Genomic DNA, 13568 nt, shown 5'->3' with positions numbered 1-13568 from the left:
CCTTACTTTTTTGTTGCAACTACTTGACTCCCGAACTGCAAATCAACACTTTTATACTCACTCAACGTTCCATCATTTAGTGCCTGTTGATAGAACGCCTTAAAATTTTGAAACTTTTTATCTTCGTCTATAAGCTTCCCAAAATTTACTTGAAAGTCCTGCTTTCGCACTTTCATTATCACAAAATTGTTTTTAGAAACGTGCAACCCTACAATGGTTTGATTCAAAAAATTATCATCTCTAATTGTTAAGAGTAGCGAAGTCAATACTGTAAAATCTGTTTCTATATTTCCAGTGACTAAAGGCACTCTTGCAGAATACACTTTTGACAATGGCATTTTTTTACCATCTGCGTCAATATAAAAATCATTTATTGCGGCTACCCTTGCAACTGGATTGCGCTGTTCAATTTTTGCTCCTAGAACACCATCTACAGTTATAAAAACCTGGGCATCACGTATCATATCGTTCTGCAGTAAGCGCTTTTCGGCTTCTTTCAAAACTAATCTTTCTTTAAGGACGTTAGTCACACTGTTGTATTTTTGTATTAACAATTTATCAACTGTTTTAAGCGTTATAAACGGGTCATTCTCATCTACAAATTCTACTTCAATTTTTGAAAGATTTCTAGCACTATTTCGTTTGTTGGTAAAGCTGTACAAAAACACAACTAAGCCAACCAAAACAATAACCTTTATTAGGCCCCAATTAACTTTCATTGTTCAGTATTTTAGTTATGTTTTCAACTTCTGCTCCTATGTCTCCTGCTCCTACGAGCAGTTTAATACGACATTTTGATTTTTTTATTTCCTTAACTAGTTCGGTTTTTGTTACAATTTTAGCTATTTCCTTATTTCTTTGATTGTCTTGCATTTTACTGTCTTTTAAAACAGTATGAATTTTTGTCAATAACCAACCTGAACTTACACCCTCAATTGGCTTTTCTCTTGCAGGATAAATATCTAACAACAGTATCTGGTCAAATTGGGCTAAGCTTTCGGCAAATCCATCAACAAAGTCTTTTGTTCGGCTAAATAGATGTGGCTGAAAAACAATTAACTTTTCATCGCCAGGGTACATTTCGGCAACTGCCTGAAAAAGCGCATTAATCTCTGTGGGATGATGTGCATAATCATCAATCAACACTAAGTTATCACATTTTATCTTATAACTAAACCTGCGCTCAACCCCTTTAAAACCGGAGAGAGCTCTAGGTAGCTCGCTAGTTGGCGCTCCTGCTAGAAGTGCCATTCCTAGTGCTGTTATTGCATTGTGTAGATTATGATGTCCAGGCAATAAAAATTGCAAATTTTTTAAAATTTGATCTGGTGTTTTAAAATCAAAACGATACGCACCATCTTTAATTCGTACATTTTGTGCTTCAAATGCTGCAGTTTCTTCGATAGCTACAGATTGCCCTTTTAAAGGCAGGCCTTTTCTATATAATAAATGGTCTTCGTTAGATAATAATGCAGCAAAATCATTAAATGATTTTTCTATTTCTGTAGCACTTCCATAAATATCTAAATGGTCTGCATCCATTGACGTAACACAGGCAATGTCTGGGCTAAGGGTTAAAAATGAGCGATCAAATTCATCAGCCTCAACCACAGTAATTTTGGTCCCGCGACTAATAAAATTTGATTTATAATTTTCTGCTATACCACCCAAAAAAGCAGTAACTGGCATATTACATTCCGCTAACAAATGACCTAAAATTGCCGACGTCGTTGTCTTTCCATGTGTTCCAGCGACAGCCAAACATAAGGTATCTTTTGTGATTTCGCCTAGCAATTTTGCACGTTTCATCATGTCATAACCCTCAGATTGAAACCAATTAAATATAACATTATCCTTAGGTATCGCAGGCGTATAAACGACTAATACATTTTTTTTATGAGAAATGTTTTTTGGCAAAGCCGAAATTTCATCTTCATAACCTACCGTAATACCTTCAGAAATTAGCTTCTTTGTTAGTGCAGTTTCGGTTTTATCATATCCAAAGACATCTAATCCTTTTACTTTTGCAAAACGAGCAAGCGCACTCATCCCTATCCCGCCAATGCCGATAAAGTAGATGGTGTTTATATTTTTTAATATGCTCATTTATTTTCTATCCTATTTTAAAATATCCGGGAGCGCCTATTTGTTGAGGAGCGACAAATTGATGCAACCCGAATATCTTGTATATTATCTTATTTTTCAATCAAACTAACTACCTCATTTACAATATCTTTTGTAGCGTTTGGTTTTGCTATTTTTTTTATATTTTTTGATAACTCATCTTGTTTTACGGTATCATTAATTAATGAACTAATAGTATCTTCAAAAGAATTATCTGCATCTTTTTCTTGCAACAATATGGCTGCATCTTTTTCTGAGATTGCCAATGCGTTTTTTGTTTGGTGATCCTCCGCAACGTTAGGCGAAGGAATAAATATTACTGGTTTTCCAACCAAGCATAACTCAGAAACTGATAACGCTCCAGATCTACTTACAACAATATCTGCAGCAGCATATGCTAAATCCATTCTATTTAAAAAAGCATGTACTTGAATAACTCCTTTATTTTCTTCTTTGTATTGCTCATAATACAAATTACCGCATTGCCAAATAACTTGAACATTTTCTTTTTTAAACACACTCAATGCATTGACAACTAACTGATTAATTTTCCCAGCACCTAAACTCCCTCCTAAAACAAGTAATGTTTTTTTTGTTTTATCTAATTTGAAAAACTTTAATGCCTCATCTCGTTGCCCAGAAATATCTAGCAAATCTTGACGCACAGGATTTCCTGTTTGTACTAATTTTTCAGCAGGAAAAAACTTTTCCATACCATCATAAGCGACACAAATTTTCTGTACTGTTTTGCTAAGCCACTTATTTGTAATTCCAGCATGTCCATTTTGTTCTTGAATCAAGCACGGTATTTTACGCATTGAAGCTACTTTTAATAATGGTGCACTTGCGTAACCCCCTGTACCTATTGCCACATCTGGTTTAAATTTTTTAATAATGCTTCGAGATCTTGATAAACTTGAAATTAATTTAAGCGGAAATTTTAAATTTTTGAATGATAGGTTTCGCTGTAAACCTGAGATCCACAATCCTTCAATTTTATATCCAGCTTGCGGAACTTTTTCCATCTCCATTCGGTCTTTTGCGCCAACGAAAAGAAACTCTGCATTTGGGAAACGCAACTTCAATTCATTAGCAATGGCAATAGCCGGATAAATATGTCCGCCTGTTCCACCACCTGAAACTATAAATCGATATGGTCGTTCTTTTTTGATACTTTTCTTTATTTATAAAAACATTTAAACGGTGCAATATATTTCCGTAGAAAGGACTCTTTTAATTTTTTACATCGCTTGAGACAAAACATCTAATGGATTATCTGTTGTTTCAAGATCTTTTTTCTCTATTTCTCTTTTTGCGGCTACACTCAACACCATCCCTAATGCTAAACACGTCATCCATATACTTGTTCCTCCACTACTTATCAAAGGCAATGTTTGCCCTGTAACTGGGAATAATTCTACCGCAACTGCCATATTTATGAGTGCTTGAAATACTATGGGCAACCCAACTCCAATAACTAATAATTTACCAAACATTGAATTTGATTTATGTGCTACAATCACCAGTCTAAATAGCAATATGAGATATAGAAACATAAGTACTAAACCTCCTACGAGACCCCATTCTTCTACGATAATTGCATAAATAAAATCTGATGATGATTGAGGCAAAAAGTTTTTCTGCACGCTTTTACCAGGACCAAGACCCGTCACCATGCCAGAGGCTATTGCTATCTTTGACCTTTCAATTTGGTAATCTGCTTCGGTATCTTTTTTATCTGTAAAATTCTCAATTCGGCTAATCCATGTATCAACACGATTAGGAAAAACCCCTGGAAAAGCTTTTGCACTTAGCACAAATAATGTGAGCATCAAGAACCCTGCTCCAAGTATAATACCCAAATATCGCAAAGGGTATCCCCCGATAAAAACTAGTAAAACTACCATAGCAAATATGATTGCTGTGGTAGAAAAATTTGCTGGCAAAATAAGTGCCAACACTAGAAAAACTGGTAACCAAAGAGGCAATAAAGTTTCTTTAAATGTAATAGCTTTATCTTTTATACTTGACAAATACCTAGCAACATATGTCATTAAAACTACTGCTGCTAAGGTTGATGTTTGAAAAGTAAACCCTACTAAAGGCACTCTAATCCAGCGACTCGCATTTGCACCACCTATGGTAGTTCCTTGTGCTATAGTAATAAGTAACAAAATTATGACTGCTGGCAATGCTATTATTGACAAACCTCTAAAATAACGGTACGGAATTTTATGAACTCCGTATAAAATTGCAAACCCCAAAACTAAATGGGCAAAATGCTTTGCTAAAAACTTAAATGTACTTCCATCCCCATACAAATATGCAAGGTTACTACTTGCGCTGTAAACAGGCAAAAACGAAAATAAAGCCAATAGTCCTACTACCGCCCATATTGTCCTGTCTCCTTGTATGTTTTTAAAAAACTGTTTCACTTTATTGTTTATAATAATCTAAACTTTAATTTTATTTAGGTTTAAGATTTGATGCCAAATGATTATTCTTATTTAAAATGTGCTATTCAACATTTTTAAATCATTAAAGCTTTCTTACAGCTTCTTTAAATTGTCTTCCTCTATCTTCATAGTTTTCAAATAAATCAAAACTTGCACATGCAGGACTTAACAATACCGTATCATTTCTATCTGCTAATTTATATGCCACTTTCACGGCCTCTTCCATTCCTGCAGTTTCAACTATTGTTTCTACTATATTGCTAAAATGCGCTTTGATTTTTTCATTATCTACACCCAAACAGATAATTGCTTTAACCTTTTCATTTACTAATCGCAAAAGCTCTTCATAATCATTGCCTTTATCCACACCACCTACAATCCATACCGTAGGTGTTTGCATACTATCTAACGCATAAAATGTAGCATTCACATTTGTTGCTTTGCTATCATTTATATACATCACATTATTAATTTTTAATACTTTTTCTAAACGATGTTCTACACCTTGAAAATTTTCAAGACATTCTCGTATTGTTTGTTTTCTAATCTTAAGTAGTGTCGCAACAGTTGATGCCGCCATGGCATTTTTTGTATTGTGTTGTCCTTGCATTCCTAATGTTGCTATTGGCATAGTAAAATGGGTATTATGTATATTAATATGTATGTTATTGTTTTCTATATATGCTCCTTCATCTACTTTTCTAGTTATAGAAAAAGGTATTTTATTTGCTTTAATTGGATTACTATCCAACCACTTTTTAATCTCGTCATCATCTCCATCATAGATGAAATAATCATCCTCCGTCTGGTTCATTGTTATCCTAAATTTTGAAGCGATATAATTTTCATATTTATAATCATATCTATCTAAATGGTCAGGACTAAGGTTTGTCACTATTGCAATGTGCGGAGCAAAATTTTTAATTCCGTCAAGCTGAAAACTACTTAACTCAAGTACAAAATTCTCGTACTTTTCTTCGGAAACTTGCTGCGCGAAACTATCGCCTATGTTGCCACCTAGTGCTACATTTAAAGCTGAATTCAAAATCGAATATGTCAATGATGCCGTCGTTGTTTTTCCATTACTTCCTGTGATTGCTACAATTGTTGCATTTGTAAATTGTGATGCAAATTCAATTTCAGAAATTACCGGAACGTTATTTTCTATTAACAACCTTACAATAGGGGCCTTTTCTGGAATTCCTGGACTTTTCATTACAAGCGATGCTTTTAAAATTTTAGCTTGAGAATGACCTCCTTCTTCCCAGTTAATCATATTTTCAATGAGCACCTTTTTATACTTCTCCTTAATATTTCCGAAGTCAGACACAAAAACCTCATATCCATTCTTCTTAGCAAGCAATGCTGTTCCCACGCCACTCTCTCCTGCTCCAAGTATTGCTATCATTTTTTCCATTATGGCTCTTTATCTTATCTTCAAAGTCACAATAGTTAATACCGCCAAGAAAATCCCAACAATCCAAAATCGTGTTACAATTTTGCTTTCATGAAAACCTCCTTTTTGATAATGATGATGTAGCGGGCTCATTCTAAAAATCCTGCGACCTTCACCAAATTTCTTTCTTGTGTATTTAAACCACCCCACCTGCATTACTACAGATAAATTTTCCATTAAGAAAATTCCACAGAGTAGAGGGATTAAAAGCTCTTTTCTAATTATAATTGCAATCACGGCGATAATTCCACCAATTGTCAAACTCCCCGTATCCCCCATAAAAACTTGTGCAGGATATGCGTTATACCATAAAAACCCAATGAGTGCTCCCACAAATGCCATAATAAAAATGGTAACTTCACCGGTATTAGGAATGTACATGACATTCAAATAGTCTGAAAATATTGCGTTCCCCGAAACCCACGCAAACAGAGCCAATGTGACCGCAATAATTGCTGAAGTTCCTGCAGCGAGTCCATCAATTCCATCAGTAAGATTGGCACCATTAGAGACAGCAGTGACTATGATAATTACAATAGGGATAAAAATCAACCAGATATAATTTTTATAGTTTTCTCCAGCCCAAGAGATTAAACTCTCGTAATTAAATTCGTTTTCTTTTACAAATGGGATTGTTGTTAGCAAGGTGTTTTCGGCAGGATAAAACTCTCTTGGGGAATTTTGAGTTAATAACTCCGTTCCATTTTTTGGATTGATTTTTTCTCGTTTTACAGTTACGTCTGGATGGAACATCATAATAGCTCCTACAAATATTCCTAATCCTACTTGCGCTACCACTTTGAACTTTCCCGGAAGCCCCGCTTTATCATTTTTAAACTTTTTTAAATAGTCATCAAGAAAACCAATTGCTCCCATCCAAAGCGTTGTTACAATTAGCATGATTACATAAATGTTATCTAATCTTGCAAATAACAGTACTGGAATTAAGGTTGCGAGGATAATAATCAAACCACCCATTGTAGGTGTTCCAGCTTTTTCAACTTGACCTTCCAATCCTAAATCTCGGATAGTTTCTCCCATTTGCTTACGTTGCAAAATGCGAATGATTTTCTTTCCCCAAACAGTTGCTATAAGTAGAGAAGTAATTACCGCTAATGCTGCTCTAAAGGTGATAAACCCAAACAGACCCGCCCCTGGCAACTGATAATTCTTCTCTAAAAATTCGAATAAATAGTATAACATATTATTTATTTAGGGTCATTAAAAGGTTATTTACAATTTTATAATCATCAAAGTCTGTACGTTCTCCGTTTACTTCTTGGTATGTTTCATGTCCTTTACCAGCAATAAGAATTATATCTCCTTCATTTGCCATTTGACATGCGGTTTTAATAGCTTGTTTTCTATCTGAAATTGATAATGTTTTTTTATAATCTACAGGTGAAACACCAGCTTCAATTTGTTCTATTATTGTTTCTGGATTTTCGGTACGTGGGTTATCGCTAGTAAATATTGCTTTTGTACTTAATTGTGCTGCGATTCCTCCCATTTTGGGACGTTTTGTAGCATCTCTATCTCCTCCACAACCTACAACCGTTATAAGCTCTTCATTTCCTGTACGGATTGTGTTGATTGTTTCAAGAACATTTTGAAGTGCATCTGGGGTATGCGCATAATCTACTATAGCAGTAATTTTTGATTCTGAAATAGTGTATTGAAATCTTCCATCTACACTTTCTAATGTACTCAATAATTGCAAAATCTCTAAAGACTCTAGCCCAAGTAAATCTGCAGTTGCATAAATTGCTAATACATTATAGGCATTAAAATTACCTATGAGTTTTACCCAAAGCTCATTGTTATTAATCTTAAGCAATAAACCTGAAAATTGGTTTTCTAAAATATTTGCTTGATAATCTGCATAGCTTTTTAAAGCGTATGTATACTTTTTTGCTGCAGTGTTTTGCAACATGACATTTCCATTTTTATCATCAGTATTTACAAGCGCAAAAGCTTGTTTTGGCAATTGATCAAAAAAAGCTTTTTTAACATCACGATATTCTTTAAAGTCCTTATGATAATCTAAATGATCATGCGATAAATTTGTAAAGATTCCGCCTTGAAAATGGAGTCCTTCCGTTCTTTTTTGGTGAATGCCGTGACTACTCACTTCCATGAAACAAAATTCTACTCCAGCATCTAGCATTTCGGCTAAATACTTATTAATTGTTAAACTATCAGGGGTAGTGTGTGATGTTTTATATTTTTTTTTGCCGACTAATATTTTAACCGTTGAAAGAAGCCCACATTCATATCCTGCTTCAGTAAATAAATTATAAAGCAATGTTGAAATTGTCGTTTTACCGTTTGTACCTGTAACTCCAACTAATCTTAAATTTTTAGAAGGATTATTGTAAAAATTAGATGCCATTATTGCTAATGCCTTTTTACTATCTGCGACTTCTACATATACAATTCCATTAACCGTAATATCTGGGATTTTTTCACAGATTATTGCAATAGCACCTTTGTCAACCGCCATTTTTATAAAGTCATGCCCATTACTTTGCACACCATTAATGGCAACAAAAACGTCATCTAACCCTACTTTTCTACTATCAAAATTGATATCACGAATAGCAACAGCGGTATTGCCCACAACTTTATTGAGGGAAACCCTATAGAGTATGTCTTTTAAAATAATCACGATAAATTGAGTTCTATTTGAGTTCCTTTTTTCAAAGATTGACCTGCTGGAATGGACTGCGATTTTACTGTTCCATTACCTTTTAATTTAACTTTGTATCCTAAATTTTCTAAAATTGAAACCGCATCCATCCCAGCCATTCCTCTCACGTCTGGTAATTTTTGGAATCTAGTTTGAGCATTTTTATAATACGTACTATAATCCTTCTCAATTTTAACATCTATAGCATCAACATCTGCAACTTGAGCACGCAAAGGACTGTCTGTAAAAATCTTTTGAGCTATTCTTTTAAAAACCGGTCCTGTAACATCTGCGCCATAATATCCTTTTTTTGTACTTGGCTCATGGATAACCACAATGCAACTATACTTAGGTTTATCTGCCGGAAAATAACCTGCAAAAGACGAAACGTATTTTTTTTCTTTTTTCCATTCTTCAAAATTTCCGTAATCCTTTCTAGCAGTCCCTGTTTTTCCTGCCATTGAAAAGTTTTTTGAATACAACGTTTTACCTGTTCCCCGTTTTACAATATTTTCAAGAATAGCTTTTACTTTATTTAAGGTGTTTTCTGAAGCTATTTGCTCATCAAGCACCTCTACATCTACACGCTTAATCTGTTCATCCCAAGCCCTAATTTCTTTAATAAAATGTGGCTTAACCATTTTTCCATTATTAGCGATAGCATTATAAAATGTAAGTATTTGCAAAGGTGTCATCTGTAAATTATAACCATAAGCAATAGACGGCAATGCGTTACGTGACCACAGTGCATCACCTTCCTCAGGTATTACAGGATTAGCCTCCCCGATTATAGGGATTCCTAATTTTTCTCCAAGACCCCACTTTTTAACCTGGTCTGTAAATTTTTTTGGATTGTCTTTGTAGGCGTCATCAATTAGTCTAGCAAACCCTATATTTGAAGAAACCTCTAATGCTTTTGCTGCTGAAATTTCGCCATAACCACCATGTTTAGAGTCCGAAATTGTTCTGCCATAAAATCTATCACTCCCTTTTTTAGTATCCACAACCGTACTTGTATCAATCACTTTATGATTTAAAGCTACAGTCATTGCTACTGTTTTAAAGGTTGAACCGGGCTCTGTTGATTCCCCTACCGCATAATTCAATCTTTCGTAATATTTATTTCCAGCACCTTTACCTAGATTTGAAACAGCCTTTATTTCGCCCGTTGCCACCTCCATGACAATTACACTACCATGATCTGCTTCATACTCCTCTAATTGTTTTAATAACGCATGATGCGCAATGTCTTGCATATTTACATTTATAGTAGAAATTACATCATATCCATCTTGTGGCTCTACTTCATTTTCATCATAAACAGGCTTCCATTGCCCTTTAGCAATTTTTTGTTTTAATCGTTTTCCCTCTTTCCCACTTAACATTTGATGAAACGCACCCTCCAATCCTATTGAATAATGACCCGGAATATTTCTGTCTTCACTCCCAACTAGACGTTCTCCTATTTTTCCCATAGGGTGTTCACGAACAGTCTTTTGATCAACTATAATTCCACCCTTATAAGGCCCCTTTTCAAAAAGCGGCATTGATTTTATTTTTATATAATCTGAATAGCCAAGATTTTTTGCAATTAGCAAATACCTGTTTTTATTTGCTCGTGCTTTTCTAAATACATTTTGATAATAAGATGCTGGCTTTCCAAACATTACCCCTAGCTCTTTTGAAAGCGGAACTAAAAATTCTTTAAAATCTTTTGAAGCAACTGTCACAGCGTCAAACCTAATATCATATTTGGGCACAGAGCTCGCAAGAAGACTCCCATCATCTGCATAAACGTTACCTCTATTTGCTGGGATTATTGCATTTTTTGTCGTGTTCTTAGTAGCGAGTTCACGATATTTATCTCCATCTACAAATTGAATGTCGACTAATTTTAACGCAATTAAAAGCGCGAAGAGAAACATACCTCCGGCAATAAAATATAAGCGGTTTAATATGTTTTTTTCTTGTATAGGCACCGCGCTAGTTTTCTTTATTTATAATTGTTATTACTTGTGGAGGTGTTTCACTAGGAACCAACCCTTTTTTTAACATTACTGCTGTAATTTTACTTTCCATTTTTAGCTGAGTAACTTGTTTTCGCAAATCTAACCGCTCACTTTTCAACTCTTTCACCTTATTATTAAGTGCCGCTATGCGATGAACTTTCTTATCTGCAGTATGACTGCTACCAATCATCACCAAGGCTAATAGACTTAAAAAAATAATGAACCTCCAATTGCTAAAAGCATCATCATTGACTAAAAATTTTCCTTTAATAAAATTTAAAAAGCTTTTTTTCATTTATAGCTTTTTTGCAACTCGCAATTTTGCACTTCTTGCTCTGTTATTTATTTTTATCTCTTCGGGAGTAGGTATAATGAATTTACCTACTGGCTTCAATGGCACTTCTACCCTACCAAAAACATCCTTCTCTGGCTCGCCCTCAAACATACCATTACGCATAAATCGTTTTACTAATCTATCCTCTAAACTATGATAACTTATAAGACTCAACCTTCCATCTACTTTTAAAACATCTACAGTTTGCTCTAAAAACTCTTTTAAAACATCCAACTCCTGATTAACCTCTATACGGATTGCTTGATAGATTTGTGCTAAAATTTTATTTTCTCTGTGTTTAGGCAAAAATCGCCCTAAGGCACTTTTTAACTGATCACTTGACGTAATTCGAGTCTCTTTTCGGTTCTCACAAATTATTCTAGCCATTCCTGCTGCTGCCCTTAATTCGCCATACTTAAAAAACACATCTCGCAATTGAGATTCCTCATACTTATTAATAACATCGTAAGCAGAAAATGGACTATCTTGATTCATTCGCATATCTAAATCAGCCTCAAATCTTGTTGAAAAGCCTCTCTCCGCAACATCAAATTGATGCGAAGAAACTCCAAAGTCTCCTAAAATTCCATCAACTTCTTTGTAACCATGAAATCTTAAAAATCGCTTTAAAAACCTAAAATTCTCATTTACCAACAAAAACCTAGGATCATCAAGCGCATTCTCTAATGCATCCTTGTCTTGATCAAAAGCAATTAATTTTCCGTTTTCACCAAGCCTTCTCAAAATCTCTCTTGAATGACCACCTCCGCCAAACGTAACATCTACATACACCCCATCTGGCTTAATAGCCAAACCATCAACCGTCTCATGTAACAATACTGGATTATGATATTCCATCGCTGTTTTCTACGTCGCCCATTACTTGTTCTGCCAAGTCCGCAAAGTCGTTGGCAGCATCGTCAATAGCCTGTTCATATTTTTCTTTATCCCAAATCTCAACAATATTAATTGCCGAAGAAATGACTATCTCCTTAGTGATACCTGCAAACAAAGCAAGATCTTTAGGTATGTTTAACCTACCAGACGCATCAAGCTCAACCGTTTTTACCCCCGCAGTAAACCTGCGAATGAAATCCACATTCTTGCGGTTAAACCGGTTAAGCTTACTCATTTTCTCCATCAACGCATCCCATTCTACCATTGGATACAACTCCAAGCAAGGTTGAAATACAGCTCTTTTAATCACAAAACCACCCGTTGCAACAGGGTCCAACTGCTTTTTTAAAGCCGAAGGAACCATCACACGTCCTTTGACGTCTGCCTTACATTCGTATGTTCCAATTAAATTGGTCATGATTTTTGAGCTAACTACTTGAAAATGCCGAAACTATATACGACAACGATAGAAGTCAAATATAAAAAGTATTTCCCACTTTTTCCCACTCTTTACCACTTTGTTGATAAGTTTTACCACTTCGGAAATTTTATGCACATCAAATAATCTATAAATCATTGTGCCTCAACAATATCAGATTGTTTTCAACAACTTCCGTAAAACGGATAGTAATTTGAAATTAATCGGTTAACAAGTGGTTAATATTTCCGAAAAAAATAATGTACTTTTGTTTCTATAATTGCAATCAACTCAATGACCAATCAACTTAAAAAAGAAGGAAAGTTTAGCTATCTAGAAATTGGCGAAGGCACTCCAATAATTATACTTCATGGGTTGATGGGAGGTCTTAGTAATTTTGACGGGGTTGCTAATTTTTTTCCACCTAAAGGTTATAAAGTTTTAATTCCGGTATTGCCTATTTACGACATGCCTATTCTTAAAACTAATGTTAAAAATTTCTCTAAATATGTAAAGGAATTCATCGATCATAAAAAAATGAAAGATGTAATATTGCTAGGTAATTCACTTGGGGGACACATAGGTTTACTATGTACAAAATTGTATCCTGAACTTATAAAAGCCTTAGTAATCACTGGAAGTTCTGGACTTTACGAAAGCGCAATGGGTGAAAGCTACCCTAAAAGAGGCGACCGTGACTACATACAGAAAAAAGCTGAAAACGTTTTTTACGACCCTAAAGTAGCTACTAAAGAAATTGTTGATGAAGTTTACGAAACAGTTAATGATCGTAATAAATTGATTCGCACACTTTCGATTGCAAAAAGTGCGATACGACATAATATGGGTAAAGATTTGCCTAAAATGAATACTCCTGTTTGCATTATTTGGGGTGAGAATGACAACGTTACTCCACCCGAAGTTGCAAAAGAATTCAATGAAAAATTACCTGATAGTGATTTGTTTTGGATTGAAAAATGTGGTCACGCCGCAATGATGGAACATCCAGATGCTTTCAATGAACTTTTATTTGCTTGGTTAGAAAAACGAGGGTATTAATCTAAGGTTTAGAGTTTAGTCAAAAACTAATTTTTCCACATTATACCTCATTCCGCTCAGCTTAAATTTATAAATAATCGTACCAACAATTTTTCATTTGGATGATACAGTTTTTAAATCCTAAAA

12 protein-coding genes are annotated in these 13568 nt (G+C 34.7%); 1 reads left to right on the top strand and 11 read right to left on the bottom strand.

Annotation, left to right across the window (positions count from 1 at the left end; genetic code table 11):
• Positions 1-2: 2 nt before the first annotated feature.
• The 11 genes from GB234_RS12345 to mraZ all read right to left on the bottom strand — a co-directional run bounded on the left by GB234_RS12345 (position 3) and on the right by mraZ (position 12383).
• On the bottom strand, positions 3-719 hold the full coding sequence (locus GB234_RS12345; protein WP_151894885.1) for a cell division protein FtsQ/DivIB: 717 nt from the start codon (positions 717-719) through the stop codon (positions 3-5).
• Complete coding sequence (locus tag GB234_RS12340) at positions 709-2106, bottom strand: UDP-N-acetylmuramate--L-alanine ligase (RefSeq protein WP_151894884.1); 1398 nt, start codon at positions 2104-2106, stop codon at positions 709-711. The genes GB234_RS12345 and GB234_RS12340 overlap by 11 nt, the downstream gene beginning before the upstream one ends.
• A gap of 89 nt (positions 2107-2195) precedes the next feature.
• Positions 2196-3296, bottom strand: coding sequence for an undecaprenyldiphospho-muramoylpentapeptide beta-N-acetylglucosaminyltransferase (gene murG, locus GB234_RS12335; protein ID WP_151894883.1), 1101 nt, complete (start codon positions 3294-3296; stop codon positions 2196-2198).
• A gap of 69 nt (positions 3297-3365) precedes the next feature.
• Positions 3366-4559: an FtsW/RodA/SpoVE family cell cycle protein gene (locus GB234_RS12330; RefSeq protein ID WP_151894882.1), complete on the bottom strand. Its 1194-nt coding sequence runs from the start codon at positions 4557-4559 to the stop codon at positions 3366-3368.
• Positions 4560-4662: 103 nt separating this feature from the next.
• Complete coding sequence (gene murD / locus GB234_RS12325; RefSeq protein ID WP_151894881.1) at positions 4663-5997, bottom strand: UDP-N-acetylmuramoyl-L-alanine--D-glutamate ligase; 1335 nt, start codon at positions 5995-5997, stop codon at positions 4663-4665.
• A gap of 9 nt (positions 5998-6006) precedes the next feature.
• Complete coding sequence (gene mraY / locus GB234_RS12320) at positions 6007-7239, bottom strand: phospho-N-acetylmuramoyl-pentapeptide-transferase (RefSeq protein ID WP_151894880.1); 1233 nt, start codon at positions 7237-7239, stop codon at positions 6007-6009.
• A gap of 1 nt (position 7240) precedes the next feature.
• Entirely contained in the window at positions 7241-8704 is a 1464-nt protein-coding gene (locus GB234_RS12315; protein ID WP_151894879.1) for a UDP-N-acetylmuramoyl-L-alanyl-D-glutamate--2,6-diaminopimelate ligase, read from the bottom strand.
• Positions 8701-10704 (bottom strand): PASTA domain-containing penicillin-binding protein, encoded by a 2004-nt coding sequence (locus GB234_RS12310; protein WP_151894878.1) that lies wholly within the window; start codon positions 10702-10704, stop codon positions 8701-8703. Before GB234_RS12310 ends, GB234_RS12315 begins: the two co-directional genes overlap by 4 nt.
• 4 nt (positions 10705-10708) lie before the next feature.
• Positions 10709-11029, bottom strand: a complete 321-nt coding sequence (locus GB234_RS12305) for an FtsL-like putative cell division protein (protein WP_151894877.1) — start codon at positions 11027-11029, stop codon at positions 10709-10711.
• The gene (gene rsmH / locus GB234_RS12300) at positions 11030-11926 is read right to left on the bottom strand and encodes a 16S rRNA (cytosine(1402)-N(4))-methyltransferase RsmH (protein WP_151894876.1); all 897 of its coding nucleotides are present in this window, start codon (positions 11924-11926) and stop codon (positions 11030-11032) included.
• Entirely contained in the window at positions 11913-12383 is a 471-nt protein-coding gene (gene mraZ, locus GB234_RS12295) for a division/cell wall cluster transcriptional repressor MraZ (RefSeq protein WP_151894875.1), read from the bottom strand. The genes rsmH and mraZ overlap by 14 nt, the downstream gene beginning before the upstream one ends.
• Positions 12384-12677: 294 nt before the next feature.
• Between mraZ and GB234_RS12290 the strand changes: the two genes are divergently transcribed.
• Positions 12678-13442, top strand: a complete 765-nt coding sequence (locus tag GB234_RS12290; RefSeq protein WP_151894874.1) for an alpha/beta fold hydrolase — start codon at positions 12678-12680, stop codon at positions 13440-13442.
• The last annotated feature ends 126 nt before the right edge of the window (positions 13443-13568 follow it).

The organism is Patiriisocius marinistellae, assembly GCF_009014635.1.
GTDB lineage: Bacteria > Bacteroidota > Bacteroidia > Flavobacteriales > Flavobacteriaceae > Patiriisocius > Patiriisocius marinistellae.
The sequence above is the reverse complement of the archived record's forward strand: the minus strand, read 5'-3'. Positions and strand labels throughout refer to the sequence as shown.

Coding starts and splice junctions, on each gene's coding strand:
- GB234_RS12345 (WP_151894885.1), bottom strand. CDS start 719: ATGAAAGTTAATTGGGGCCTAATAAAGGTTATTGTTTTGGTTGGCTTA.
- GB234_RS12340 (WP_151894884.1), bottom strand. CDS start 2,106: ATGAGCATATTAAAAAATATAAACACCATCTACTTTATCGGCATTGGC.
- murD (WP_151894881.1), bottom strand. CDS start 5,997: ATGGAAAAAATGATAGCAATACTTGGAGCAGGAGAGAGTGGCGTGGGA.
- mraY (WP_151894880.1), bottom strand. CDS start 7,239: ATGTTATACTATTTATTCGAATTTTTAGAGAAGAATTATCAGTTGCCA.
- GB234_RS12305 (WP_151894877.1), bottom strand. CDS start 11,029: ATGAAAAAAAGCTTTTTAAATTTTATTAAAGGAAAATTTTTAGTCAAT.
- rsmH (WP_151894876.1), bottom strand. CDS start 11,926: ATGGAATATCATAATCCAGTATTGTTACATGAGACGGTTGATGGTTTG.
- mraZ (WP_151894875.1), bottom strand. CDS start 12,383: ATGACCAATTTAATTGGAACATACGAATGTAAGGCAGACGTCAAAGGA.
- GB234_RS12290 (WP_151894874.1), top strand. CDS start 12,678: ATGACCAATCAACTTAAAAAAGAAGGAAAGTTTAGCTATCTAGAAATT.